26 protein-coding genes and 1 pseudogene are annotated in these 26,203 nt (G+C 53.7%); 6 read left to right on the top strand and 21 right to left on the bottom strand.

The window, feature by feature from the left end; translation table 11 throughout:
* Position 1: 1 nt before the first annotated feature.
* The 15 genes from IPM39_04220 to IPM39_04150 form a co-directional block, all read right to left on the bottom strand.
* Positions 2 to 1,171, bottom strand: a complete 1,170-nt coding sequence (locus IPM39_04220) for an iron-containing alcohol dehydrogenase (GenBank protein MBK8985277.1) — start codon at positions 1,169 to 1,171, stop codon at positions 2 to 4.
* 56 nt (positions 1,172 to 1,227) lie between these two features.
* Entirely contained in the window at positions 1,228 to 1,638 is a 411-nt protein-coding gene (locus IPM39_04215; protein MBK8985276.1) for an SCP2 sterol-binding domain-containing protein, read from the bottom strand.
* A gap of 228 nt (positions 1,639 to 1,866) precedes the next feature.
* Complete coding sequence (locus IPM39_04210) at positions 1,867 to 3,090, bottom strand: O-antigen ligase family protein (protein ID MBK8985275.1); 1,224 nt, start codon at positions 3,088 to 3,090, stop codon at positions 1,867 to 1,869.
* Positions 3,091 to 3,093: 3 nt separating this feature from the next.
* Positions 3,094 to 4,230, bottom strand: coding sequence for a DUF1972 domain-containing protein (locus tag IPM39_04205; protein MBK8985274.1), 1,137 nt, complete (start codon positions 4,228 to 4,230; stop codon positions 3,094 to 3,096).
* Positions 4,227 to 4,982 carry an acyltransferase gene (locus IPM39_04200; protein MBK8985273.1) on the bottom strand — a complete coding sequence of 252 codons (756 nt, stop codon included), beginning with the start codon at positions 4,980 to 4,982 and terminating at the stop codon, positions 4,227 to 4,229. The genes IPM39_04205 and IPM39_04200 overlap by 4 nt, the downstream gene beginning before the upstream one ends.
* Before the next feature lies 1 nt (position 4,983).
* Complete coding sequence (locus tag IPM39_04195; protein MBK8985272.1) at positions 4,984 to 6,195, bottom strand: glycosyltransferase; 1,212 nt, start codon at positions 6,193 to 6,195, stop codon at positions 4,984 to 4,986.
* The gene (locus tag IPM39_04190) at positions 6,192 to 7,727 is read right to left on the bottom strand and encodes an O-antigen ligase family protein (GenBank protein ID MBK8985271.1); all 1,536 of its coding nucleotides are present in this window, start codon (positions 7,725 to 7,727) and stop codon (positions 6,192 to 6,194) included. Before IPM39_04190 ends, IPM39_04195 begins: the two co-directional genes overlap by 4 nt.
* A 3-nt stretch (positions 7,728 to 7,730) precedes the next feature.
* Positions 7,731 to 8,402 carry a hypothetical protein gene (locus tag IPM39_04185; protein MBK8985270.1) on the bottom strand — a complete coding sequence of 224 codons (672 nt, stop codon included), beginning with the start codon at positions 8,400 to 8,402 and terminating at the stop codon, positions 7,731 to 7,733.
* A gap of 14 nt (positions 8,403 to 8,416) precedes the next feature.
* Complete coding sequence (locus IPM39_04180; GenBank protein ID MBK8985269.1) at positions 8,417 to 9,574, bottom strand: glycosyltransferase; 1,158 nt, start codon at positions 9,572 to 9,574, stop codon at positions 8,417 to 8,419.
* A gap of 47 nt (positions 9,575 to 9,621) precedes the next feature.
* Complete coding sequence (locus IPM39_04175; protein MBK8985268.1) at positions 9,622 to 11,115, bottom strand: MOP flippase family protein; 1,494 nt, start codon at positions 11,113 to 11,115, stop codon at positions 9,622 to 9,624.
* Positions 11,102 to 11,776, bottom strand: a complete 675-nt coding sequence (locus IPM39_04170) for a class I SAM-dependent methyltransferase (protein ID MBK8985267.1) — start codon at positions 11,774 to 11,776, stop codon at positions 11,102 to 11,104. Before IPM39_04170 ends, IPM39_04175 begins: the two co-directional genes overlap by 14 nt.
* Before the next feature lies 1 nt (position 11,777).
* Positions 11,778 to 12,275 carry an acyltransferase gene (locus IPM39_04165; protein MBK8985266.1) on the bottom strand — a complete coding sequence of 166 codons (498 nt, stop codon included), beginning with the start codon at positions 12,273 to 12,275 and terminating at the stop codon, positions 11,778 to 11,780.
* A 71-nt stretch (positions 12,276 to 12,346) separates the two neighbouring features.
* Complete coding sequence (locus tag IPM39_04160; protein MBK8985265.1) at positions 12,347 to 13,510, bottom strand: DegT/DnrJ/EryC1/StrS family aminotransferase; 1,164 nt, start codon at positions 13,508 to 13,510, stop codon at positions 12,347 to 12,349.
* A gap of 137 nt (positions 13,511 to 13,647) precedes the next feature.
* A complete protein-coding gene (locus tag IPM39_04155) occupies positions 13,648 to 14,898 on the bottom strand; it encodes a hypothetical protein (GenBank protein ID MBK8985264.1) in 1,251 nt (416 codons plus the stop codon).
* 39 nt (positions 14,899 to 14,937) lie between these two features.
* Positions 14,938 to 15,618 carry a hypothetical protein gene (locus tag IPM39_04150; GenBank protein ID MBK8985263.1) on the bottom strand — a complete coding sequence of 227 codons (681 nt, stop codon included), beginning with the start codon at positions 15,616 to 15,618 and terminating at the stop codon, positions 14,938 to 14,940.
* A gap of 275 nt (positions 15,619 to 15,893) precedes the next feature.
* On the opposite strand from IPM39_04150, the gene IPM39_04145 reads away from it, so the two are divergent.
* The 6 genes from IPM39_04145 (at position 15,894) to IPM39_04120 (ending at position 19,150) form a co-directional block, all read left to right on the top strand.
* Positions 15,894 to 16,145, top strand: coding sequence for a phasin family protein (locus IPM39_04145; GenBank protein ID MBK8985262.1), 252 nt, complete (start codon positions 15,894 to 15,896; stop codon positions 16,143 to 16,145).
* A complete protein-coding gene (locus IPM39_04140; GenBank protein MBK8985261.1) occupies positions 16,090 to 16,284 on the top strand; it encodes a phasin family protein in 195 nt (64 codons plus the stop codon). Before IPM39_04145 ends, IPM39_04140 begins: the two co-directional genes overlap by 56 nt.
* Positions 16,285 to 16,347: 63 nt before the next feature.
* Positions 16,348 to 16,725 (top strand): phasin family protein, encoded by a 378-nt coding sequence (locus IPM39_04135; protein MBK8985260.1) that lies wholly within the window; start codon positions 16,348 to 16,350, stop codon positions 16,723 to 16,725.
* 193 nt (positions 16,726 to 16,918) lie between these two features.
* Complete coding sequence (locus tag IPM39_04130) at positions 16,919 to 17,488, top strand: pesticidal protein Cry15Aa (protein MBK8985259.1); 570 nt, start codon at positions 16,919 to 16,921, stop codon at positions 17,486 to 17,488.
* 44 nt (positions 17,489 to 17,532) lie between these two features.
* Positions 17,533 to 18,132 (top strand): carbon monoxide dehydrogenase subunit G, encoded by a 600-nt coding sequence (locus IPM39_04125; GenBank protein MBK8985258.1) that lies wholly within the window; start codon positions 17,533 to 17,535, stop codon positions 18,130 to 18,132.
* On the top strand, positions 18,125 to 19,150 hold the full coding sequence (locus IPM39_04120) for an XdhC family protein (protein ID MBK8985257.1): 1,026 nt from the start codon (positions 18,125 to 18,127) through the stop codon (positions 19,148 to 19,150). Before IPM39_04125 ends, IPM39_04120 begins: the two co-directional genes overlap by 8 nt.
* A gap of 52 nt (positions 19,151 to 19,202) precedes the next feature.
* Here IPM39_04120 and galE read toward each other — a convergent pair whose 3' ends face one another.
* The 6 genes and pseudogenes from galE to menC all read right to left on the bottom strand — a co-directional run bounded on the left by galE (position 19,203) and on the right by menC (position 26,155).
* Complete coding sequence (gene galE, locus IPM39_04115; protein ID MBK8985256.1) at positions 19,203 to 20,219, bottom strand: UDP-glucose 4-epimerase GalE; 1,017 nt, start codon at positions 20,217 to 20,219, stop codon at positions 19,203 to 19,205.
* A 629-nt stretch (positions 20,220 to 20,848) separates the two neighbouring features.
* Positions 20,849 to 21,493, bottom strand: coding sequence for a hypothetical protein (locus tag IPM39_04110; protein MBK8985255.1), 645 nt, complete (start codon positions 21,491 to 21,493; stop codon positions 20,849 to 20,851).
* A 47-nt stretch (positions 21,494 to 21,540) separates the two neighbouring features.
* The gene (locus IPM39_04105; GenBank protein ID MBK8985254.1) at positions 21,541 to 22,122 is read right to left on the bottom strand and encodes a hypothetical protein; all 582 of its coding nucleotides are present in this window, start codon (positions 22,120 to 22,122) and stop codon (positions 21,541 to 21,543) included.
* Between the two features lie 33 nt (positions 22,123 to 22,155).
* The gene (gene pabB / locus IPM39_04100) at positions 22,156 to 23,868 is read right to left on the bottom strand and encodes an aminodeoxychorismate synthase component I (protein ID MBK8985253.1); all 1,713 of its coding nucleotides are present in this window, start codon (positions 23,866 to 23,868) and stop codon (positions 22,156 to 22,158) included.
* Between the two features lie 255 nt (positions 23,869 to 24,123).
* On the bottom strand, positions 24,124 to 24,960 hold the full coding sequence (locus IPM39_04095; GenBank protein ID MBK8985252.1) for a pyrroline-5-carboxylate reductase: 837 nt from the start codon (positions 24,958 to 24,960) through the stop codon (positions 24,124 to 24,126).
* Positions 24,961 to 25,035: 75 nt separating this feature from the next.
* A pseudogene (menC, locus tag IPM39_04090) lies at positions 25,036 to 26,155 on the bottom strand (o-succinylbenzoate synthase).
* Positions 26,156 to 26,203: the final 48 nt, after the last annotated feature.

The following is a 26,203-nucleotide window of genomic DNA, read 5'->3' as shown; positions in this document are numbered from 1 at the left end:
ATTAAAAATCTACTGCTCGCCCTTCGTAGGCGTATTGCAGCAGTTTTTCTACTTCGGACGTGTCGGGAATGCGCGGTGACATCAGCAGGTTGGCGTCCATTTCCACGTGTTCGACCATGATGGGCAGCAGCTCTACGAACTGGTCTGTGGCAATGCCGGCCGCTTGCAGGCTTTTGGGCTGACCAATGGTGTCTAGCAGGTGGAAAATGGCCTGGATGACGCTGGCGGTGGCTTCGGTTTCATTGGCAGCCGGCAGTTGGAGGGTGTGGGCGATGTCTTGGAAACGGCCGTAGCCTCCATTGGCCACAAATTGCAGGGTATAGGGCAGGAAGATGGCGGTGATACGGCCGTGTGGCAGTTGATGAAGCAGCGCCCCGGCGCTGTGCCCCAGGGCGTGGGCCAACGCCACCGAGCTGTTGCCCAACACCATGCCGGCGATGGTGGCGGCATTCGCCATCTTCTCCCGCGCTTCTGGGTCGTTGACGCCGTTGGCTGCGGCGCGTGGTAAATAGGCAAAGACCAGCCGGATGGCCTGTAAACAGAGGCCATCGGTAAAATCGTTGGCCCAGGTGGCGATGTAAGCTTCCATGGCGTGGGTAAGGACGTCTATGCCGGTATCGGCCGTGACCTGGCGCGGCAGATTGGCGGTAAAGTAGGGGTCCACGATGGCGATGTCTGGTGTGGCTTCCGGCGAGCCGAGGGTTAATTTGCGGGCGTTTTCCGTATCGGTGAGGATGATGCCATAGCCGGCTTCGGAGCCGGTTCCGGCGGTGGTGGGGATGCAGATCAGGCGCGCTTTCTGGCGTAAACCCAACGACTCAAATGGGTTGATGGCTTCTGGCTCAATGTCTGGCCGCTCGTAATGAATCCACATAGCTTTGGCGGCGTCCATACTGGAACCACCGCCCAGGCCGATAATCCAATCTGGTTCGTAGGCCAGCATTTGGGCAGCGCCGCGGCGCACGGTTTGCAGCGAGGGGTCTGGCTCGACTTCGGCGAAGACCTGGCTTTCTAGCCCGGCGGCGGTTAGTTGGTCTTGTACGGCCGTGACAAAACCAAGCTGCTGAATAACCGCATCAGTCACAATAAAGGCGCGTTGGCCCTGGATGGTCGCCAAGTGCGACAGGGCATCTTCACCAAAAGAGATTTCAGGACAGTGAAAGAACCACATAAGAATTTCGGATTTCGGATTGACGATTGACGTTGGTAATTGGTAATTGGCCCTTGCTACGCGGGCCAGTCGGTGTGAATGCGGGTGGTGCATTCGACGAGTTCGATAGCGGCTTTCGGAGCTTTCATGATTTTCATCATGTTGCCTTTGAGTTTAAGCTGACGGGTCATCATTCCTTTGATGGGGTCCAGCTTTTTGTCCACGACTTTGCGCCAGACATCTACGGGGGCGCTCATGACAAAGGCGGGGTCTTTGGCGGCCGGGTCGCTTACTTCCATCGCGTCGCGGCATTCGCCGTGCCAGAGGTCCATGTACATGTAAACATCATTAGGGATGCCATCACCGGCGGTGACGACGAAGTAAAAGTCGCCTTCCCAGGTTTTGGCGGCTTCTTGATAGCCGGCGCTGTTGTTTAGCTCGACTTGAAGCGCTTTGATCCATGCTTCTGTTGCAAATGCTACACCCATTGTTTGCCTCCCATGTATCAATTTGGTTTGTGATTTTGGATACGGATAAGGTGAACACGATAGAGAAGGTGTTCTTTGTCCGTGATGGTTATAGACTCAGTTGGAATCGAGTGACGATGTTTCCCTGGTGCAAAGATTAACACAGGGTGTTGGTTTTGTCACCTGACGCAGCTACTCAGTTTGTTGGTTGGCTGGTGGGTTGGAACAAACCAACTTGCATGTTACCCCTTATTGTTTCAGGCGATGGACGGCCGTTACCAGTGCAAACATCAGCCAGGGCACAAAAGAAACCTGGGTACTCCATAAGCCATTATCCAACAAGCCATGCGCCGAATAGGCGACGATGCCCGCCAGCGCGCCGATCAGCATGGCTTGAAGCGTTGTATCTTGGCTTTGGCGCGCCGTTTGTAGGCTGGTCCAGGCCAGGTAAACCAGCAAAATCAAAAGAGCCATGTAAACGATGAGGCCGGGAAAGCCCAGGTCTACGCCGACTTGCAAAAAGATGTTGTGGGCGCCGGGGTTGTTGTTTTCGGCAAGGGGGTAGAGGCGCATGGCAACATTGTTGAAGGCCCCTATGCCAACTCCGGTGAAGGGGAAATCGGCCAACATGTCCAGGGCGACGCGCCACACTTCCAGGCGAAACTGCATGGTTCCGGGGTTGGTCAGGCTGCTGGCGGTCGTGGGCAGGGTAGGGTCGGTGGTATTGAGAAGCCAGAGGATGGCAACGGCCGCAGCTCCCAGCAGCGCCAACGCCAGAGCGCGTCGGTGGGCCAGCCAGAGGACAATCAACACACCGCTGACGGCCGCCAGGTAGCCGGCACGTGATTTGGTCAGCAGGAGGATAAAACCGGGCAGCACGGCGGCGGCCAAGCACAGCCACCAGGCCACTCCGCGCCGCGGCCAGTGCAGCAAAACATAGGCCAGGGGCAGGGGCAGCAGCAAAACCATGAGTGAGGCCATGATGTTGGGGTGGATGGCGTCGGCGACGAGCAGCGGAAACAGGTCGTAGATGGCGTTGGGGATGGGGATGCCTTTCGCCAGGTTCCACTGGACGGCGAAGGGGGCGACGAGAGCGAACAGGGCGGCCAGGCCCATGAGACCGTAGGCAAACCAGGTCAGATGGCGGCGTTGGCGCAGGCTGAATACGAGGGTGTAGAAGATGACCAGGCTGGCGATGAAGCGGGTGACCTGGGGCAGGGTTTTGTCGGGGTCGGCGGTGATGAGGAAGGAAACGCCCAGGCCAACCAGCCAGAGCAAGACGAGCAGGTTGAGGGGGGTGCTGGGTAGGATGGGGCGGTGGTGTGTGAGGAGGGGGAGGCTGCTGATGAGGGCGAGGAGGAGGAGGGAGACGGCCGTGAGCGGTGGAATCGGTTCAGGGAAGATCAGAGGAAGCGTGGCAACTGAAAGAAGAATCCCCTCCAGCCAATAATAGTTGAACGGTAAACGGGACATTAGTCAGTCTGAGGTTTTTAATCTTTCCGGCAAAGGTTGGTTACGGAGTTGAAAGAACAGTCGTTCATAGGCGTCGGTGACGGTCTCCCATGAATAGTGAGCCTGTGCCCGTTTTTGCGCCCGGTCCGCATAATGTACTACCGTTTCAGGATCGGCCAGGAGGTTTTGTAAAATGTCACGCAAGCTGTTGGCCCCGGAACGGCCGTTATAGGCAAAGCCCGCATCGCCAATCGTTTCCAGATTTTCCGGTGTATCGTGGGTAATAACACAATTGCCAAAAGCCATTGCCTCCACCAATGCCGGGTGCGTTCCGCCAACGCCAGATGTTTCCACAAAAATATAGGCGTTGGATCCCAGCTCGTGATACCCTTTGCCAAACACGTAGCCGGTAAACACAATACGCGCATCCCCTTGCGCGCTGGCTTTCAACGAGCGGATGTAATCATCTGCATAGGCAGCATCGCCCACAATGACGCATTTCATATCCGTGGGCAATTCGCGGAATGCTTCCACAAGATGATGGGCACAGTTTTCCGGCACCAACCGGCCAACAAATAGAATATAGTTGCCTGGTTCAAGACCGAACTGAGCCAACGTTTCGCCAGGCGGCATCAATTCCACCTCTGAGCCATAGGGAATGTACGGTGGTTGGCTGTTAAAGCGATCATGGTAGTAGCTTTGCACAACTTCTGAGTCTGTCAGGTAAATATTGGGCAATTTGGTGGCTAAGTATTCGGCAAACTGAATGTACTTTTTAGCGGCCGTCGGCCATTTCTCGCGCTTCCAATCCAGGCCATCTACATTGAGTAAGGTCTTTGTGCCTACTAATCTGGGTATCCACGTTACCGGGCTGTTGCCGGCAATAAAATATAGACCAATGTCATAACGCCGGGGCAAAGCGTGCAGCGAAGAGATAAAGGAGTGTACCATTGTATCCAGATACTTATTGGAAATGGTGGGCAATTTGATGAGGCGCATCCCTTTGTAGGAATCGCCGTCATAGGTGATGTGATGGGAGCGGCAGTAGACGGTTACGTGATGGCCGCGCGCAACCAGCCTTTGCCCCAACTGCTCCACGCATGTTTCGAAGCCGCTGTAGCTGGCCGGGATGCCCCGAGTGCCTAATAAAGCGATTTTCAAGATTGCCCTTCCTTGGTGTGTGGTTCTGTGGCAGTGGGGTACGGCCGTTGTTTGATGATCCGAGCTGGAACACCGGCCGCAACAGAATAAGGTGGAACATCTTTGGTTACAACACTGCCCGCAGCCATCACGCATCCCTTGCCAATGTGTACGCCATCCAAAATAATAGTGCCGGCTCCTATCCAACAATCATCGTCAACAACAATCCCTTGCCGGCTCTCGCCTTGCAATCGGATGGGGATATCTGTACGCTCGTAGCGGTGGTTTTCGGCGTGAAAGCTAACACGTGGCCCCATGATGACGTTGCTGCCGATCACGATGCCACCTTGTGCCCCTAGAAACGAATAAGCGCCAACGGCCGAATTGTCGCCGATGGTTAGCCCAACGCCGAGGTGACGGATGACGCCGGTGCATTGTATGGTGGTGAATTTGGCAATGGTGACATTGTTGCCCAATACGACGCCATTTTGGGAGAGGGCGTCTATCAGTACATTGTCTTCAATGATAACCGCCCGGCCGACGCTGATGAGTTGGGGGTGCAACAGGCGAACTGCGCGACCAACAAATAGACGGCCATCGCTGTGCTGTAACCAGATGTGACGATAGGCGCCACGCAGTTGGGCGAGGGCGCGCTGCCATAAGACCTGGGATAGAATACGGCCGTTTACGCTCGTGTCTAACCGATAATCAGGATCATGCTTCAATTTCTGGATCGTGCGTTCAGTTATTTTTTGGAATAGGTTTTGGGGCATATTACGCCTGCACTGGGGAGCGCCGATGGTATATGGCCTGGATAATTTGGTCGGCTTTTGTCTTCCATACATACTCTAGCGGCACGGGCATCGCTTTAAGCGGCTTTTTATCTTTTAGCAGAGCCACCATTTGGCATAAGCCGGCGACAAATTGCTCTGCCGTTTGCGTAATACAGACTTGTGGATAGTCCTTAAACACACCTACGCCACCAATATCCGCGCTAACAATGGGTTTGCCCATGGACAGGTATTCGTAAAATTTAATAGGGTCTCCCCCATGTTGTCGCTCAATGCTATAAGGAATGATACAAATATCAAACGCTGCCAGATATTGTGGCAGCAAATGATACGGTTTATCACCTAAATAGTAAGCGTTGGGATATTGCCAAATGTCTTTTACCCATTCCCGATTCAGTTGCTGCCCAATAAAAACAAAATTTGCCTCAGGCAAAGCCCTCATTGCTTGGGTGATGGCTTGCACATCAAACATTTCTTGCATTTTGCCGGCATAACCGATAATGGGAGGGGTGATGCCGTCTAAATCGGTTGGACGTAGGTATGTCTGATGGGGTGAAAACATATCTGTGTCCACGCCATTGGGTATCCACTGGGCATCAGGCCGTTTACCGTGGAACCATTGTGTTGTTTCGGCTGAATTGGCTGAGATGAAGTCGGCGTTGGTTAAGCAAAAATCATAAAAGTTTTCCAGGTCAGGCACGTGACGGTACAGCGCTTGTTTCAATAAGTTATCTTGCGCATCAAAAGCCCAAAACTCAGGCGCTAGATTTTGCACCAATGGTACGAATAATGGCGCAGAGAGAAACATGTTATAAGAAGAATCCATTTCTAATTGGGCCAGGGCTTGTTTGACACGCTCTGCGATTTGTGGTTTGCCAAAAATATAGGGTATCCAACTGCGCTTCATGCGAAGGGGGCGAAGCAGCTCAGGAACAACAATATCTAATGTATAAGTTTTTTCGCCTACTTGCGAGAGGTACATACCGCCATGCTGACTAATCAAATGACCGTGTTGGGGGTAGCGGCGGCGCTTTAGTATGAGCATTTCTGCCCAGGAAAGGGGTCGGTTGATAACCAATAATTTGGTCACTTGTGGATGTTGACCAAATTCTTGCATGAAATGGGCATCACGGGTACGGAAACCTTCATGCTCGCATTTTTTCCAATCGTGAAAAGGGATGACAACAAGATTCATGTTTCTAGAGATAATGCTGGAGTTATTGACGCTTCACCGTGGCTTTGCTCAGGAGTGGGTTGATTCATAGACTGCTTCGGAGTGAATTGACGGCTGGATATAAGGCCTAGCAACAACCAAAAATAGTAGTTGGCCGGATAGGCATCTAGAGTGGGAATGACCAATCCTGCTACTAAAAAGGCTACTACCGCAGCGATGCCCCAGTATTGGGCTAACCTGATTCCTAACGGCATAGTCTGCTGGCGTTGAATAAATCTCCAGCCGTGCCATAAGCTTCCAGCCACAATAACCAAAAACAAAAATAATCCAGCTAATCCTAACTCCAGGAATACTTTCAGGTATAGGTTATGGCTGGGGAAATGTATAGAGTCTGTGCCTTGATATAGATTCGATAAGCCTTCGCCCGCGCTGCTGGTTCCATAGCCAAAGAATGGGTTTTCACGCAAGGCAGGAACGATGATTTCTTCCCATAGCTGAACACGATACAAGAATGTGGGGGCTTCTAGTGGGTTTGTAACAGCTATGATGGCGTCATCTAATACCTTGAATGTATTGTCAGGGGCCACAGCTAAAATAGCGGCCGCGACCAAGAGGCCGGCTAAGGCAATTCCTGCAAGTTGAATGGATAATTTTAACGGCCGTCGTGTCTTTAAAATCATCAACACGACAATCCCCGCTATGAATCCGACCCAATTGCCTTTGGTGCGGGTGAAAAACAGCACAACTAAATGTAAGACCAAAACAAAAAGAATCAATACGCGGGTAGAAAAGCGGCCATACTTAAGCATAAGTTGGGCGAGCAAAAGCAAACTGACTACAACCAAATATAGCCCTAAATGAAAGGGGCCAGGCAGGGTGGAAAATGGTCGAACCCACCCTCCCATTAAATAGGTTGTAGGGCTGGCCGAGGCCATTTCAATCATCCGATAATCAATGGCTGACATGAAAAAAAATTGCTTTAGACCATATAAGGCGATGAAGATCGAAATAATGACCAGTGATTTCTGAAAAACAACCATCTCTCGGTCGTTGAAAAAATGGCGGCCAACATAAAAAAGAATACTGGCAAACGCAAACTTGCGTAGCCCTTCTACCCCGGCTTGCAAACCAGGCACATTGGAATTGAACATTTGTATACAGGCCCACAAGAAAAAAAGGGCAAAGCAAAAATCGAGCCACCCCCAACGAATTTTGTGCCGCATAAGTCTTTCGCCAATGTACAGCCCAAAGGCGAGGAGGAAAGCCAGGTCAAAGGTAAGGGGTGCAAAGCGGGAGCCTGTGATGGCCTTGAGGATACTGGTAAGGGGGACAAAGACGAGGAGAAGGACAACGGCCGTTGGCCGTGTCTGTCGGCTGATAACCAGTGTGGCAAAAGGCAGCCCGACCAACAACACCGCAATGAGCAAGACATATTCCTGGCTCATGAGTGCGATGATGGCGCCAACCATAGCCGCCAACAAAAGCACAAACCACAGCCCTTTGGCCGTTGTTAAACCAGGCGGTATCTCCGTTACTCTTTCCAAATTTGCCACGACCTAATTCCTGCGTGCTATTTGCACGTACTCAATATAAGCGTTTCTATCTAGTCCTTGTTCTTGGTCAAACAAGTCGTTTACATACCGGAAATAAAAATTGTGAAATCCCGGCTTTATGGGCGCAGCCAGGGACAAAGTTTCCCAAGTGTCATCCCCTTTGTCAAAAACCAACCGGCCGATGGATTGATCGTCTAACCAGATTTCCAATATGACCGGAGCCGGCGCATCATGTTTGGCGTGAACAGAAATAATCCATGAATCAGTTTCCTCGCTCAGAAAAAACAGACGGCTTTGCACATACCCAACCCCAAATAGCGTAACCACATCACCACTTGATTCGCCGGGACGGGAGCTGCCTTCTGCGAGAATATGGGCGGGTAGTTGAATGGTATGGGTGATGATCTGTAGTGGGAGCGGGTGGTTGGCATAGCAATCATCGAAGTTTTGGATGATTGCAGCCGTTGAGTCCGTTATGGTTTGGTTGGCGCACATCCCCATCTTGTATGTTACCTGGTTGACCCGCGCTAACTGCTCTTGCTGATTCGCCGGGGCGGTATACGCTTTGTTGCCCAGGACGTAGAGGGCATTGCGCGCTATTGCTTGAACGGTAGGCAGCAATAAAAAGAAACAAACAGCTATCAATGCAAGTGTACGTCGTGGTAGATAAGACATGATGGTGTTGGCGTTTAGCCAAGTTCCTGATAAATCTTAGCCAAACGCTGGCCTTGACGTCTGGCATCGTATTCTTGTTCGATGTGCTGCCGACCTGCAGTACCGATTCCGGCCCATGCGTCAGGGTTCTCGGCCAACCAGTGCAGATGCTGAACAAGGCCAACTATATCACCTTCGGCAGCGAGCAGCCCTGTACGGCCGTGCTGCACAACTTCAGGAATATCGCAATGGGTGGTGCTGACAACCGGCATCCCTGTGGCTTGCATATCTATCAGACTAACTGGTGCGCCCCCTTCAGTGTCGCCATCAGGCGCGGTTCGACTGGGGGAAAGGAAGATGTGGTGTTGGTATGCTTCGGCAAAGAGGGTGGCATAAGGTTGGTAGCCGAGGAGTCGCGTGAACGGCCGTAAATTCCAACGGTCTAGCGCCGCCAAGATTTTTTGTTTTTCTGCCTGGTCTTTTTGCGTGGCGCGTGCGTCGCCAATGATGGTTATCTGTAGGGGAATGCCCTGTTCCTGACGCAAACGTCCCATCGCCTCCAATCCATCGGGCAGGCCCTTTTTGGGTGTAAATGTGGCTGCCAACAAAACTTTAAGTGGCTCATCGAGCCGCCGCTGTCGGGTCTGAAAAAGGATTTCATCTACCGCAACCCCTAAATGTTGGACACGTGTCCGATCAGGGTTAGCCCCTAGCTTAAGGAGAGATTGACGCATGTGGGAGCCTTCACACAAGATCAATTCAGCCTGGGCAAACATTTCCTGGTAACGCTGGCGCCAAATCGGTCTTTTTTGCGGTAAATGATTAACATCCCAGCCATAAAAGGTCACAACTTGTTTTGCGCCCGTTTGCTTCACCAAGCCTAAATCCAACCAACCACGATTGCCAAAATGGGAATGCACAATCTTAATGTTGTGCGCCGCAATCGCTCGTTTGGCGTGCGGAAAGAAGAAAGGCATCCCCAATTTACGCAATCCTTTTAAGACGGTTCCATGCAGAGAGTGGCGCGGTAAGGTGTGGATGTTGGGCCAGGCAAATGTGTCTAAATTTTGGGTACTTTCGCAGATGATATGCGCTTCAATCTCGGCCAATGGCAAAAATCGTATCTGGCGGTCAAGCCAGCCTTCTGTGAGAGGAAGCCATGTGTTACAGCTATGGGCAACAGATAGAGTCATAGGATTAGGAATTGTAAATTACCAGGCGCCGACGTGTTGAACATTGCTCACGATTGACTGTTTTCCCGCCGCTGGCGCAGGATAACATGGCACAGGTGGCGATAAGCGGCTGGTTTCAGAAGTAAAATGAGGCCGAGGTAGGTGGTTCCGCCTACGGCCGTTTGCACAGCCAACTGGAACCATGCCGGCCATGTGGGTGGCAAGAAATAGGTGGTAACGGCCGTTATCCCGGCCATTACACACGATAAACCGAAAATTGGAGCCAGCGCAAGCAAAACCTCCGTCATAGAAAGCTGGATCAGGCGGCCTGGAATGGCAAACCCCCAGTAAGACAGCGGCAACGCCAAAATTGCATAACAAAGGGCAACTGTTTCAATTGAACCAAGATAAGTCCCAACCACAAAACTGATCAAAGACAGCGTGCCCGCTGCAATGCCCCACTTGAACATCCAATCAGTTCGTCCCTGAGCTTGGTACAACCACCCCACAGTGGAACCAACGGATTGGAGTAAACCTACCAACGATAAGATTTGTAATGTCCTGACCATAGGCAGCCATTGGGGGCCAAACACCACCAGCACAAAATTATTGGCGATAATGATCAGACCAAGCATCATTGGGAAAGAGATGAGAGCAATGGCAGCTAATGTTTGCAAGTAGATTCGCTTCACCCGCTGGTGATCATCTTGCACTTTGGCAAGAGTGGGGAACAAAACACGACCTAGAATACCCACTACCTGGTTCACCGGTAACAGCATGGTGGTATAGGCACGAGTGTATAAGCCTAACGCATCTGCCCCCAAAAAACGACCGATCAGAAAGTTATCTCCATTGCGTGCCCAGTAATTGAATGCCTGATACCCCAACAAATTAGAGCTGTATCCCCATAATTCCCGAATGGCCGATCGACTGAATCCACCCGTGGGCCACCAGCGTGTCATGCCCCACAGAAAAAGAGTGGTGAAAATAGCCAGGGCCAGAGCTTGCCACACCAGACTCCATACGCCAAATTGGTTAAGCGCCAGTCCCAAGGCTAATAGACCAGAGGCCAATACAGCCAATAACTCGCTTAAACCCAAAGCGCGGAAACGCATCTGACGGGTGAGAATGGCACGATGAACAAGGCCAAGCGCATTAATTGGAAAAGTGACAGCAATGAGCAAGGTAATGGGGGTCAGGCGCGGCTCCTGATATAACTGCGAGATGAGGGGCGCGCCAAAAGCCATCAACAAAGCCATGATCACCCCCCCTGCCAGATTGAGCCAAAAAACAGATGAAAGGTGGCGAGGCGTGAGTTCTTGGCGTTGAATAAGGGCCGCCGTGAATCCCATTTCTCCAAATAAATTAGCAAAACCCACAAAAACCGCAGTCATGCCCAATAGACCAAACTCTTCGGTCGAAAGCAAGCGTCCCAACAAGGCGAGGATGATGAATTGGATGAGTTGCCGGCCGAACTGCGCAACGGCCGTCCAACCTATACCACGCACCGCCTGCTGGCGCAAAGAAGAATCGCCCGTAAGCAGCGAATTATTCGGGGACATCAATCCGTTTTTGGGCCACGACCAAATAAGCCCATGTAAAACCGTAAGACTTGTCCCACCGGTTCAACCAAAACGCGCTTTGTTGAATCAACAATTGTAAGATTTTAACAGGGTAACGCAGGGGGCCTCTTTGCAATCGGTTAAGAAAGTAGACCAATTCTTGACTGAATGTGACCACAAATCCCGACAACGGTTTTATCTCTATGATTTCAAATCCAGATGTTATAAATAGATGGGTAAGTCCATGCTTTGTATACCGGAAAAAGTCACGCGGCTCTTCGTGCAAATGCCAGAAGAGGGGAGCGGATAAAATAACATGACCACCCGGATGGAGAATGCGATACATCTCGTTGATCGCCTCCTGAGGACGCTCCAGATGTTCGAGAACCACTGTGCAGAGCACTGTATCAATTGAATTATTCGCCACACCAGTTTCGTAGGCTGTGCCGAATATATCCACCTGTTGTTTGCTATGTAAAGATCCCGGATGGTCGAGACCTATATGTGCTGTAACCAACCCTTCAGTCAAGACCCGGTATGGTTTTTGCCCACACCCAATATCCAATAAGACACCGTGGGCGTATTGATGCAATACTTCTTCTAGAGCTGTATCGTGAATACTGTGAACGAGCCAGTTTACCGATTGCCATTTACTTTCCATCTTATCTCAATTGTTTTATCACCCTGGCGGGAACTCCACCGACCAGTGTCCAGGCCGGAACATCAGAAATGACAACAGCCCCTGCGGCTACCATTGCACATTCCCCAATTGTTACCCCCATTAACACAGTAACATTGGCAAAGAGAACCGCACCGCGTTTAATGACAATTGGCGCGTGATCAGACGGATAACCAGCCTGACCAAGCGGCGAGTGGAAGATATTCCGATGTGTTACCAGGCTGCATCGAAAACTGACTATCGCTTCATCTTCTATACGTATGCTGTCTGTTAAATCAAGGAGGCAGTCACGCACAATGCGTACATTTGCGCCAACGTGCAAGTTCGAAAAATTGTCCTGCGCCGCATGGATGGTAATGCCAGGGTATATCAGGCTATTATAACCGATCTCGGCCCCCCATCGCCGCAAAGCTGGCATTGGCTTTCTTAGGTATTGAATTGCATGGCAAACACCCTCAATACCGACCGTTCGGTGAATCATCTCTAACCTCCATAACTGGATCTGGTTAGATAGGATTTTGGCTGCTTGCCGTGTATTTCGCAGCGGATTGGTCATTGTTTAATTACGCGAGTTACTGCTTCAATCACATCTTCCACGTCCTGGTTTGTCAGTTTGGGCGAAAAAGGTAATGAAACTGTGCGATCACTCAGCCATGTGGCGTTGGGGAAATCTTGGGGCTGATAGCCAAATGCCTGGCGGTAATAGGAATGCAGATGAAGGCCCACGTAATGCACACCCGTGCCGATGTTGAGTTCGTGCATCTTCGCCATGAACTCATCTCGTGTCAACCCTGTGCGCTCCTTATCAATCATCAAGGTATACAGGTGGCGGGCATGGACGGTATCTGGTTCGTCTTCTGCGGGTAACCCGATTTCCAAACCGGCAAAAGCCTGATTGTAAATTCTCCACAGATCATTGCGCCGTTTGAGCCATTCTTCCACATGACTCATTTGGTGCAAGCCAATGGCCGCCTGCAAATCCATCATGTTGTATTTGAAGCCCGGAAACAATACCTGATAATGCATGTAGCCGCTGTCAGAGAATCGCTTCCAGGCGTCTCGACTCAGTCCATGAAGCCCATACATTTTGATTTTGTCGGCATAATCGGGGTTGTTGGTTGTCACCATCCCCCCTTCTCCTGTGACAATGTTTTTGGTCACATAGAAGCTGAAACAGGTGAGGGCGCTGATATTGCCCACCTTACTCCCTTTATGTACTGTCTCAATGGCGTGCGCAGCATCTTCTATAACCACCAAATTGTGCCGACGGGCGATATCTGTGATGGCAGTCATATCGCACGGCCGTCCGCATAGATGCACAGGTATGATGGCTCTCGTGCGTGGTGTGATGGCCTCTTCGATTTTCTGAGGGTCTATTAATTGCGTTTCGCGGTCGCAATCCACCAGCACGGGAGTTGCACCCACGTGTAAAATGGTGTTGACTGTGGCGGCAAAAGTCATGGGAGTAGTAATGACCTCATCTCCCGGCTTGAGGTCGGCTACGAGGAGGGAAAGGTGCAAACCGGCCGTGCAAGAGTTAACAGCTATGGCATAATCCGCACCTATGTATTGGCGGAATATTTCCTCGAATTTGGCAACCTTTGGGCCTGTGCCAAGCCAACCGGTACGGAGGGAATCCACTACTTCGGCGATTTCGGCTTCGCCGATAAGGGGCGAGCCGAAGACTAAATAGGAATCACGTATAGGATGAGTCATAAAGTTACTCGTTGGGCAGTGTAAATTTGAACGTGTCGAATATTTGTGAGAGAAGCTGTGGTGATCTTTAGAACCACCGGCTCTATCTGACAAGGTGACAAAAATGTCAGATCATGACCTTTGCGAGTATATAAATCTTAGCTCTGCCGGTTAGCTGATTCCCGATCTTGCGTTGCTTGGGACCACCAGGTACGCCCCACAACCCAAAACAGGACGAGAAATGCCCCCAAAGCTGCGGCAACGGCCGTGTTCATCGCCTGCCCCCGTCTTGCCGCTTCTTCCGGCACGGCCGTTCGGCTGGCTATTTGCACCCCACTGTTTGTATCCTGCGACGTGATCCGTTCCTCTTCCACTTTGCGCGCCAGGGCGGTGTATGTTTCCTCAGCCAGCGTATAATTCCGCGTTAACCGGTTATTCTCCGTGTCCATTTCTTGCTTTTGCTGCTGCAAGACCAGGATTTGCGGCTCCAACACGGCAGCGTTCGTCTCCACCTCCGCCAACTGCGCGGTTAAGGCAGTTTGTAGACCGGCTAAGAAGGCGATTTGCTCGCTGCGACTGGTACTGGCAAATTGGTTGGCGTCAATTTGGAGCTGCCAGGGCACGGCCAGTTCACTGTTAAAACTACCGCCAAAAGCCCGAATTTGCAGCAGCAGCGCCGTCAACTGGTCGCTGTATGATGACGCTGCGTCCCTCGCGCCTTGCTCCAGTTGGCTTTGCAGCCCTTGAATGTCTTGCAAAATGGTCCCGATTTGCTGCTGCTTTGCCAACTGATTGGCTTGCGACTGCTGCAACGACATCAGTTGATTCTCCAGGACCAACGAGCGATTGCGCGCCTGGAATTCAATCAAAGACTGTTCGGCCCGGGCGAGTTCCTGAGCTGCGCTTTCTTGCTGGCTCTCAAAATAAACCAACTGCTCGCCTCCCTGGTTGCCAAAAATCTTGTTCGCCTGGTTAACAAAGAGTTCCGCCCACAAATTGGCGATTTGGGCAGTCGTTTCAGGCTGACCATATGTCACCGAAAGGCGCAGCAGGCTGGGGTCTGCGCCGGCGCTGGCCTCGGTCATCGCTCGTAGGGTTTCCAGGGATTGCACATCCGGGGCAATGTCGGCTATTTCGGCCAATAACGTCTGCAAAATTTCGTCGCTGGTCGCCAGTTCAGGATATGCTTTTAGTGGTTGCGACTCGGCCAAAGCCGCAAATCGTTCATCAAATTGAACCAACTGCCCCGGTTTGATGACGGCTACCAGCGCTGTGGCTGTGTACTTTGGTGGCGACAAAGAAGTAATAATAAAAGCGACAACGGCCGTTAAAACAGCCACAGCCACAATCCATTTCCAATTTTTTAGCACCGCTTCGATATACGGCCGTACATCAATCTCTTCTTCCAAACCTTCCTCCAAACCGCAAAACAGCCCAAACGCGAACTGTTATTCCTCTTCAGCCTCAGCTTCCGACCCTATTAATCGCTGCTTCAACTGCTCCGCCTGAAACTGGAGCGAATAATTCACCATATACCACATGCCTTTCCAGGTGTCCGGGTCTAGCAAATCTTCCTTGCTGGTTCCTTCCAGGCTGTTCAGCAAATCTTTGGCAACCTCTGGCGCAAAACGGTCCACGTTGCTGCGCACAAAACGCAGCATGGATTCTGGTTGCAGCGGTTCAGGTAAATGTTCACTCACCCGCTCGCGTACCTGAGTGGCCTGAAAACGGGCTGAATAAGCGAACATGTAGGCCATGCCTTTCCAGGTGTCCAGGTCTGTCAGATCCTCCACTGTCATCCCTTCAAACCCCTCCAAAATGCCCAACTGCACGTCCGGCGAAAAACGGCTTAAGTTTTCCCGCACCAGCCGTACCAGGCGCACGGGATAATCAGACATCGTTGGGTCTTTGGGTGTTTCCTCTTTGACAAGGGTGGTCTTCAAATCGGTCACCAGGCCATCTAATTCACCTACCAGTTCTTGCAGACGTGACACCGATGCCGGATTGGGCGCAACGGCCGTTGCCTCATCCTGGTGTTTGCGACAATATGCCGAGCCGACCTGGGCATAATTTTTACACTGCGTCCCCGCCTGGGTGATCGCCCCACATCGAACAACATCCTGACTCATAACAATTTACCTCCTGAATGAATGCAGAGCAATTTTCCAGAATCGCTCACCCGATTTTCCAAAATCGAACCTGTATTATACCCTGCTCGCACCTTTTTCCGAACCAGGCCAAAAACCGGATCGGACCAACTTGATTAGGTATTGACATCCATGACGCACTGTGTTATATTCCTTCATGATGCAGTGCGTCATAAGCATTTGCATCAGTTTAGCAGCAAAATCCATTGTGTCTAGTACAGACACATACAACAATAATAAACCTGGGAGGTTTAATCATGAAAAATGAAGTAGTTATCGAAACGACTGAAGAAAAAAATGGTGGGTTACCTGCCATGGTCGTAGACAACGTACACAAGGTATTCCTCGTTGGCCTGGGCGCTGCGGCGATGGCTCAGGATGAATTGGTCAGCCTGGTCGAAAAATTTGTAGATCATGGCGAAGAGACCGAAAAGAAAGTCCTCGATTCCGTCAATGAGATGGTGGACGATCGCAAAAAAGAGGCCGAAAAAAGCCAACAAACGGGCTGAAAAAGAATTCAACAAGCGTATGGAATCTGTTCTCCATCGCCTCAACATGCCCACTCGCGCTGAGATTCGTGCTTTGAATACCAAGATCACCAAGCTGTCCAAGAAACTCGACGAAATGAACCTGGAAACAGTCGCCTGATAAACTTATTTACGACGCGCTTTCGACAGAAAGCCGTTGTCCACACTGGAAGAGGATCGAATCATGGCTGAAATCGAAATTATCGAGGAAGAAGTGAACAACGAACCCAATGCCCTGCTAGACGCAGTGCGTCGCGTTTTGATGGCTGGTATTGGCGCTGTTGTTCTGGCCCAAGAAGAAGTGGAAGAATTTGTCAACAAATTGATTGAACGCGGCGAAATTGCGGAAAAAGACGGCCGTAAACTCATCAATGAAATTGTCGAAAAGCGCAAGAAAAAAGCGCAAGACACCACTCACAACGCCCAGGAAGAAGTTGACAAACGCCTGGAAGGGATTCTCGATCGGCTCAATATCCCCACCAAAAGCGACATTGACGCTCTCAACGTCAAAGTTACTGAATTGACCGACAAAGTAGAAAACCTGAAGAAAACGATGGCCTAGTATCCGTTATAGAACACACATAAGCCGTCGCCTTGCTATTGGGCGGCAGAAACGGGCAGCTGCATAGGATCACTCTGGGGCAAGAGCTAAAGGGGGAGAAAACAAATCGTTTTCTCCCCCTGTTTTTTGCATCCGGCCTGATCAGGCTTATAATCCACCAAAATGACGCAGTGTATCATACAGGAGCAAGTTCATGCCGGTCATTAAGCGCTATCCAAATCGTAAGCTCTACGACACTGAAGCCAAAAAATATATCACCCTGGATGGTATCGCTGAACTTATCCGCCACGGTGAAGAAGTTCGGGTTGTGGACCATATTACGGAAGAAGATTTAACGGCCGTTACCCTCACCCAAATCATCTTTGAGCAAGAAAAAAAGAGCAGCGGGTTTTTACCAACGGCCGTCCTCACCGGTTTGGTTCAGGCTGGCGGCCAAACCGTCAACACCCTGCGCCGCAGCCTCACCTCTCCGCTGGATTTGTTCAATCACGTAGACCAGGAAATTGACAAACGCCTGCAAAGCCTGACCGAACGAGGCGATATGGCGAAAGAAGAAGCCAGCCGCCTGCGCGAAAAACTCCTCAGCGATCCCGCCCGCATCGCCGAAGAAAAATTCAGCGCCACCGCCACCGAGATCGAAAAAATCGTGCGCGCCAGGGGCATCCCTACCCGCGACGAAGTGCAAACGCTCATCACCCAATTGGATGAACTCGCCGGAAAAATTGAATCGCTGGCTGATCAGGAAAGCAAAGCGCCAGATTAAACGACCCACCTGTCCATGCCGGGCAAGCAAATGAGACCGTTTTGATGAAAATCCAGGGAAGTTTTACCTTTGCCGCCACACCAGAAGCCCTTTGGCCGTTGTTGTTTGATGCGCAAGTTTTGCGCCGGATAGTGCCTGGCAGCCAGTCCGTCGCCAGCGTGGGCGAAGATGAATTTAGTGGCAACTTGGTTGTCCGCGTTGGCCCCCTGGCTGGCGCATACGAAGGAATCTTTCACCTGACAGACGTGCAGCCACAAAGCGGCTATGCGTTTACCTTTGCCGCCCACAATGACAAAAGTACATTGGCGGGCAACGGCCGTCTCCATCTGCAACCGCACAATAATCACACAGTACTTCATTACGAAGCCCAGACCGAAGTGGGCGGTGATTTGCAGCAGCACGCCGCACCCTTGCTGGAAACCAGCGCCCGCGCCATTGTGCGCCAAAGCCTGGAACGCCTGGACCAACTCATCCAGACCGGCCAGATAACCGACATCCCCCCGGTTCATCTTCTGTCGCCGCCCCACAGCGCCCGGCCATCGCTGTCCTCGGCGGCTTACGGCCGTATCGCCCTCCTCCTCGCCCTCCTCACCCTGGCTGCCTGGATTTTGCTTCGGCGGCGGCGCGCCACCGCGCATGAATGAAATCATCGCCGACGTTTTAGCCTGGCGGCAGCAGCCGTCTCAGAATATCGCTGTCGCTACCGTCATCCAGACCTGGGGGTCTGCGCCGCGTAAGGCCGGGGGCAAGATGGCGTTCGCTGCCTCTGGTTTGGTCAGCGGCTCAGTCAGCGGCGGCTGCATTGAGGGCGCGGTTATTGCCGCCGGACAAGAGGTGCTGGCAGCCGGCGCGCCGCAGCTGCTGCACTTTGGCGTGGCCGATGAGACGGCCTGGGACGTAGGGCTGGCCTGCGGCGGCAGTATTGAGGTGTTTGTACAGCGGTTGGACACGGCCGTTTTCGATTTCCTCCACAGCCTCATCCAGACCGACCAGGCCGGAACCTGCTACACCGTCATTCGCGGCCCGGAACATCTGCTGGGCCAGCAGTTGGCTGTCAGCCGCGACGGCCGTACCGCCGGCCACCTGCCCCCCGAACTTACCCCAACCATTCAACCAGCCAACCAGCCAACTACCCAACGTTTCCAACCCACCCCAGACGTCGAACTCTTCGTCGAAACCTATCACCCCGCCCCGACGCTGGTGCTGGTCGGTGGCGTCCATATTGCCATCGCCCTCACGCCAATGGGCCGCCTGCTTGGTTTTCGCACTGTCGTGGTGGATCCGCGCCGCGCTTTTGGCAGCCAGGCCCGCTTTGCCCACGCCGACCGGCTGCTGCCGCTCTGGCCGGACAAAGCGTTTGCCGAACTGGACCTGACGCCGCAAACGGCCGTTGTCCTGCTGACCCACGACCCCAAAATAGACGACCCTGCCCTGCAAATTGCGCTAAACAGCCCTGCCTTTTACATCGGCGCATTGGGCAGCCGCAAAACCCACGCCAAACGGGTAGAACGTCTGCAAGCGCTCGGCCTTAGTCCGACGCAAATCGCCCGCATCCACGCCCCCATCGGTCTGAACCTCCACGCCCAAACCGCGGAAGAAATCGCCTTGTCAATCATGGCTGAAATTATTCAGACTTATAGGGGAGATGAGGAGACAAGGTGACGGGGAGACGGGGAGACAGTTTCTCCGCGCTTCATAATTCACACTTCACAATTCAAACTTCATAACCATTCGGGTTTTGCGACTGCCAACGCCAGGCATCGGCGCACATGTCGGCCAGACCTTTGACGGCGCGCCAGCCTAATTCTTGCGCCGCCCGCGACGGGTCGGCGTAGGAGACGGCCACGTCCCCTGGCCGCCGCGCCACCACCTGGTAGGCGATGTCGCGCCCGCTGACTTCGGCAAAGGCGTCTACCACTTCCAGCACGGAGTAGCCCACGCCTGTTCCCAAGTTGTAGATGACCACACCCGGCTTTTCGGCCACTTTATCCAGCGCTTTCAAATGGCCGACGGCCAAATCCACCACATGGATGTAATCGCGCACGCCGGTACCGTCCGGGGTAGGATAATCATTGCCAAACACGCGCAGGTACGGCCGTTTGCCCACCGCCACCTGAGCAATATAGGGCATCAAATTATTGGGCGGCCCATTGGGGTCTTCGCCGATGCGGCCGCTGCTGTGCGCCCCCACCGGGTTAAAGTAGCGCAGCAAGACAATGTTCCACGCCTTGTCAGACAGGTACAGGTCTTGTAAGATTTTCTCGATGATGGCTTTGGAACGGCCGTATGGGTTGGTCGCCTCCTGCAAAGGCGTCTCTTCCGTCACCGGCACACGTTCTGGTTCGCCATACACCGTCGCCGAGGAGCTGAACACCAGGTTTTTGACGCCATGTTCGGCCATCACCTGGCACAGCGCCACCGTGCTGCCGATGTTGTTGTCGTAATAAGCCAGCGGCAAGGCCACCGATTCGCCCACCGCCTTCAGCCCGGCAAAGTGGATGACGGCGTGGATGGTATGTTGGCGGAACACGGCCGTTAACGCAGCCTTATCGCGTAAATCCACCCGATAAAACCTGGCCGCCCGCCCGGTAATTTCCGCCACCCGCCGCAGCGATTCTTCCTTGCTGTTTGCCAGGTTGTCCACCACCACCACGTCGTGCCCGGCGTTGAGCAGTTCCACCACCGTATGGCTGCCGATATACCCGGCCCCGCCTGTTACCAAAATTTGCATGATGCCACCTTTTTAGGAATTTAAGACAAAGGGACAAAGAAACAAAGGGCTTTCTTTGTCCCGGCATGTTTCATTGAGCGGAACATCTTCTTTACAAATTTACGCTGCATGGTCATGCTGAGCGGAGTCTTCGGAGCGAAGCATCCCGCTCCCACCAGAGGAATGGGATGCTTCGGAGGATGCTTCGGCAAGCTCAGCACAGGCTCTCAGCATGACACGCCTCTTGTTGAATTTGTAAAGCACAATTTGCCTCAAATGAACAGCAATTCTAAATGTAGAAAACGGGTATCGGGAAAATAGCGGCGCAATGCCGATGTATCAGCGAGGAGTCGCACTCTGCGCTAATCAGATTAAAGTGCAGTGTTATGTGGCACGGTTCCGAGTACAGTAACGACCTCAAAACCAGGTAATTACCCAGATGATAGCAACGCGGCATTTAGCCACCTCTCTGCCGAGGCGACTTGTGAGCATCCAATAACAATGGCCCAATCGTAAGAAAACGAAACAGTTAGTCAGGGCGGGTTCTAACTCTAGACCCTCGGCCATAAATTGAATCAGGGCTTCCCAATTTTCAAAGATTTGCCAACGCATCAGTGACCGGGCATCCTCAAAGAAGGTGCGACGCGCACCTAGAGCAGCACGAATCCGTTTGTAGGTCGTATCCACCAACTCCAGAAAGGTGTGCAGGAAAAGGCGAGTAGATTAAGCGTGAACATGACGGTCGCTAAATGTTCTTGCCCATGACCAAAATTGTGCTTAATATGATAGCCGTGGGTGGTCAGGACATTATGTCCCTCATTTTCATGTTTCCAGCGGGCGCGTCCAGCGTGAGTGACAGCTTGGACCAGAGGCGCGTCCAGGCGTAAACTGGTCACAAAGCTGTTTTGATAAAGGCGTTCGCCAGTCAATTCATGGGTAATCGTCAACTCGCACCAGTTCACGCGAAGACCATCATCACCCCGCACGCAGCGGTAAATCATTGAGATACCGATACCGCCAGATTTCCCCGTGACGACCGTTCCAGACGCGACGACTAATTTCAGGCAGCTTGCCCCTCGCTCAATAGCCGCGACCCACTCATAGAGCGTCTCGTGCGAACTGGGCTTACACACGAGAATGAAGTCTAGCCCGTAAATCAGCACCAACTCACAGAACGGTTGATGACTGAACAAGTCATCTCCCAGGATGACCGCCTTCTGTTGTTGCAGCCAGGGCCTGCTGCGGCAACCAACGTTTGGCAGCCGCCAGTTCGCTGTCCTGTTTATCACTGCCATCCTGTGGCAGCAGGAATTCCGGCGCCAGAGGCAGCACCGCCGATTGCTCAGGATGAACAACCAAAGCTGTCAATGCCCGATGATGGTAGTGGGTGACACCTTCGCGCACTTCTGTGAACGCATTGGGGGCAATGCACCTTTGTCGAACTAAAGAATTGAATGCCATCGATACCAACTAGCAACCGCCCCCCTAATGCCCGAAATCCGGCCAACTTCTCCTCAGCCACCAACTGCTGCCAAAGCCATTGATAGGCTCCCGCAAAATGGCTGGCTGGCACGCCATCCAAAAGGGTACGGATATGATTGTCAGTGGGAATGCGCGACATCTGGAACACGCTTTCCAGATTACTCCGCCCGCGCTTTTGCGCCATAAGGCGTTGATGCGCCAGAAAAAGAAGCGCTTTGCATGAAAAGATAGAGAAGGCGCCGCGTACCGCGTCTTGCAAAGCATATATCTGGTTATGCCGCCCAGCCCGCTTGTCAGGCATCTTCTCTGTCAACTCGCCCAGATGCTGGATAAACCGACTCACTTGCGCTCTTTTTCCCATCACATCACCCTTTTGGCTTTTGGTGATGGTATAGCGCGATCTACTTCTGTTCGCAAGTTTTACATTTAGAATTGCTGTCAAATGAACCAGGCCTTTGTCCCTTATGTCTCTTTGTCATAAAATCTCCCCTCTCCACCAGCCGCGCACAGAGTTGATGAGAAAAATCGCCTCCGCCCGCGCCAGATCTGCCGGGGTCAATACTTTTTCCTGAATACGGCCGTTCGCCAACTCCTCCGCCCGCAACGTCCCCGCCAACAGCCCACAGCCCACCGGCGGCGTCCACAACGCGCCATCCAGTGCCAGCACCAGGTTGGCGCTGCTGGTCTCGGTCAGTTCGCCGCGCTCGTTCCATAAAATCACCTCGTCACAATCTGGCCGCGACGCTTTGGCCATGTCATAGGTCTGGCGATGCGTTGTTTTGTGGTATAAAAACACATCATCCACATGGATTGGGTCATCGGCCAGGGCCAGCCGCACCGGCTCTGGCAGTTGGGCCAGAGCCGTGGATTCTGCCCGGACACGGCCGTTTCGCCCCACCAGCAAGCGCACCTTACACGGCTCCGTCAACCCAACCGCCAGACGACCCAAAGCCTCGCGCACGGCCGTTGCCGTCACCGCAAAACCAAAATAAACCGCGCTGTCCAGCAGTCGCGCCACATGCCGCTCCAACAAATAGTAGCCCCCTTCCGGTTCCCACAGCAGCGACTCCAATAAATCAAACTCCGGCCGCCGCGCCCGCAGCACCTGCGCCTTGAGCAAACATTCTGCATATTCGGCCGCCGGGTCAGAGTCCCACACGATGCCGCTGCCCACGTGGTAGACGGCCGTTTCCCGCTCCCTATCCACCACCACCGTGCGAATCGCCACGTTAAACTGCGCCTGTCTGTCTGGCGCTATAAACCCCACCGCTCCTGTGTATACGCCGCGCGGCCCCGTCTCCAACTCGCGGATGATCTGCATGGTGCGCACTTTGGGCGCGCCGGTGATGGAGGCGCAGGGGTACATCGCCCGAAAAATATCGCTCACAGAGGCGTCGGTACGCGCCACGACGGTGGATGTCATTTGCAGCAGGGTGGGATAGCGCTCCACCTGGAATAATTGTGGCACGGCCACGCTGCCGGTGGCCGCCACCCGCCCCATGTCATTGCGGATCATGTCCACAATCATCACATTTTCGGCCCGGTTTTTTTCTGATTGGCGCAGCCAGGCGGCCTGGGACTCGTCTTCGGCCAGGGTGCGCCCGCGCACGGCTGTGCCCTTCATCGGCTTCGAGGTCAGCGTGTCGCCCTCCAGCCGCAAGAACAGTTCCGGCGAGACGGAGCAGACCACGTGTCGCCCGGTGTCCACGAAGGCGGCGTACCGGGCCTGCTGCCCGCGGACCAATTGGCGGAACAGCGCCCACGGCTCGCCGCGAAATGGGGCGCACAGCGGAAAGGTGAAGTTGACCTGGTAGGTATACCCGGCGGCGATGTGGCTTTTGATGCGGGTAACGGCCGTGGCATAGGCTGTTTCTTCCAACCCAACCCGCCAGTCGCCAATTGTGTAATCGGTTATGGATAAATTGTCCAGGTTGCTCAGGGTTTCAGGCGCGGCATATAAACCAAACCAGAGCAGCGGTGGGTCATCGGGGCGCGGCGGATGAACGGCCAAACCGAAGGCCGCGGCGGCTTCATAGCTGAGGAAACCGGCGGCGTGGAGAGAATGGGTGGAAACGGCCGTTTCCACCGCCACCAGCGCCGCCACGACTTCATGGGAGGTAACGGCCGTGATCACCCGCACCGGCTCCCGAAACAGCAACCAGCGTGAACCATCTTGAATAATTACCATTGGAGATTTTTGATTGCGGATTTTGGCATGGTTCATTGAGCGGAACATCTTCTTTACAAATTTACGCTGCATGGTCATGCTGAGCGGAGTCTTCGGAGGATGCTTCGGCAAGCTCGGCACAGGCTCTCAGCATGACACGCCTCTTGTTGAATTTGTAAAGCACATTTTGCCTCAAATGAACCATGCCGGATTTTTGATTGCGGATTGCGGATTTGCCGCGTCCCTCCGAAATCCGCAATCCCAAATCCGCAATACTCACTGCGGGCCTTTGGCCTCTTCGCCGCGTCCCAGGGCGATGGAGCGTTCGTAGGCGGCCCAGATGCCGCGCGAGATGACCGTGCGCAGGCCGCCTTTTTCCATGTGGTACAGCGCCTCGGCTGTCGTGCCGCCGGGGGATGTGACCTGGTTGCGCAGTTCGGCGACGTGTTTGTTGGAACGGCGGGCAAATTCCACCGACCCCAACATCGTCTGTGTCACCAAATCGGTGGCGATGCGGCGCGAAAAACCCATGTGGACCCCGGCGTCAATCATCGCCTCCATCATCATAAACACGTAGCCCGGCCCGGAGCCGCTGAGCGCTGTCGCCATGTCCAGGTAGCGCTCGTCGTCCACAAAAATTTCCTCGCCGAAGGAGCCGAGGATGGCCTGCGCCTGCTGCTTGTGCAGGTCGCTTACCTCCGGCGTGGCCGTCCACACCGTAATGCCCTGGCCGATTTGCGCCGGGGTGTTGGGCATGGCGCGCACCACCGAGGCGTGGGCCACGCCATCGGCCAATTTGCGGATGGGCACGCCGGCGATAATTGAAAGCACCAAATCTTGCCGCCGCAAATGGCCGCGAATGGTAGGCATGACTTCCACCAGATTTTGCGGCTTGATGGAAAAGACGATGACCTGTCCTTCTTCAGCGGCGGCGGTATTGTCGCCGGTGGTGTGGATGCCGTGGCGCTCATGCAGATATTTCAGCCGCGCCTCCCAGGGGTCGGCGGCGATGATGTGGTCGGCGCTGACGATGTTTTGGTCTAATAGGCCGCGAATCATGGCCTCGGCCATGGTGCCGCTGCCGATAAAGGAGATTTTTTTGTCTTGAAACATACGGTTTCCTTTTTCTACTCTGGGAGCGCGGGCGTCTCGCCCGCTATCTGTGCGGGCGAGACGCCCGCGCTCCGGTTAGGGGAATGTTTGGTGGCGCTGGGTTACGGCCGTTAACGCCTTTTCATCTACCTCTATGCCCAATCCCAGGCCGGTGGGCACGCTGATGGTGCTGTCTTCGGCGTTGAGGGTGAAACGGGTGGCGATGTCCTGATGATAATAACGCTCGGTGGCCGAAATGTCACCGGGCAGGTTAAAGCCGGGCAGGGCGGCCAGGGCCAACTGCGCCGCCCGACCGATGCCCGTCTCCAACATGCCGCCTACCCATAGACCCAATCCGGCCGCCCGCGCCAGGTCATGAATTTGCCGCGCCTCGGTCCAGCCAGACACCCGCGACGGTTTGACGTTGATGATGGCGCACGCTTGCAAGGCGATGGCGCAGCGGGCGTGGTCGGCAGAGGTGATGGATTCGTCCAGGCAGAGGGGGGATTGGATCAACGGCCGTAGCTGGCTGTGGTCATAAATGTCGTCGTGGCCCAATGGCTGCTCAATCATCAGCAGGTTCAGGTCGTCCATGGCCTGGAAGAGCGGCGCGTCTGTCAGGCGGTAGGCGGAGTTGGCGTCGAGCATGATGGGCGTGTCGGGGAAGGCGGCGGGCGGCGCGGGCCAGTTCCAGGTCGTGGCCTGGTTTGATTTTGAGCTTGATACGGCCGTAGCCCTTCGCCACACTTTCGGCCATCACGTCCAACGTCGCCGCCACCGAAGGCTGCGTGCCAATGCTGATTCCCACCTTCACCCGCTCTTTGGCGCCTTCGCGGTAGGGCTGGGCCAGCTTCTGCGCCAGCGAGAGGCCATCGCGCTGCGCTGTCAGGTCCCAGGCGGCCTGGTCCAGGGCGGCCTTGGCCAGTGGATGGCCGCGCACGCCGCGCAGCCAATCCTGCACGTCGCCCGGTTCTTGCAAAGCGCGCCCCAATACGGCCGGAATCAGAAAATCGGTCAGGATGTGCCAGGCGGTATGGGTGGTCTCGTAGCTGTAGCCCGGCTCCCAGGAAGCCACGCACTCGCCCCAGCCGGTCAGCCCTTCGGCCATTACCTTGACGATGATGGCGTCGCGGTTGGTGGTCATGCCAAAGCTGGTGCCAAAAGGCGTCACCAGCGGCATTTGAATTTGAAAGAGGTCTATTTGTTGAAGTTTCATTGGATAGTTGGGAGTTGATAGTTGGGAGTTGACAATTGACCATTGACA

The sequence above is a fragment of the Candidatus Leptovillus gracilis genome (assembly GCA_016716065.1).
Classification (GTDB): domain Bacteria; phylum Chloroflexota; class Anaerolineae; order Promineifilales; family Promineifilaceae; genus Leptovillus; species Leptovillus gracilis.
The sequence above is the reverse complement of the archived record's forward strand: the minus strand, read 5'-3'. Positions and strand labels throughout refer to the sequence as shown.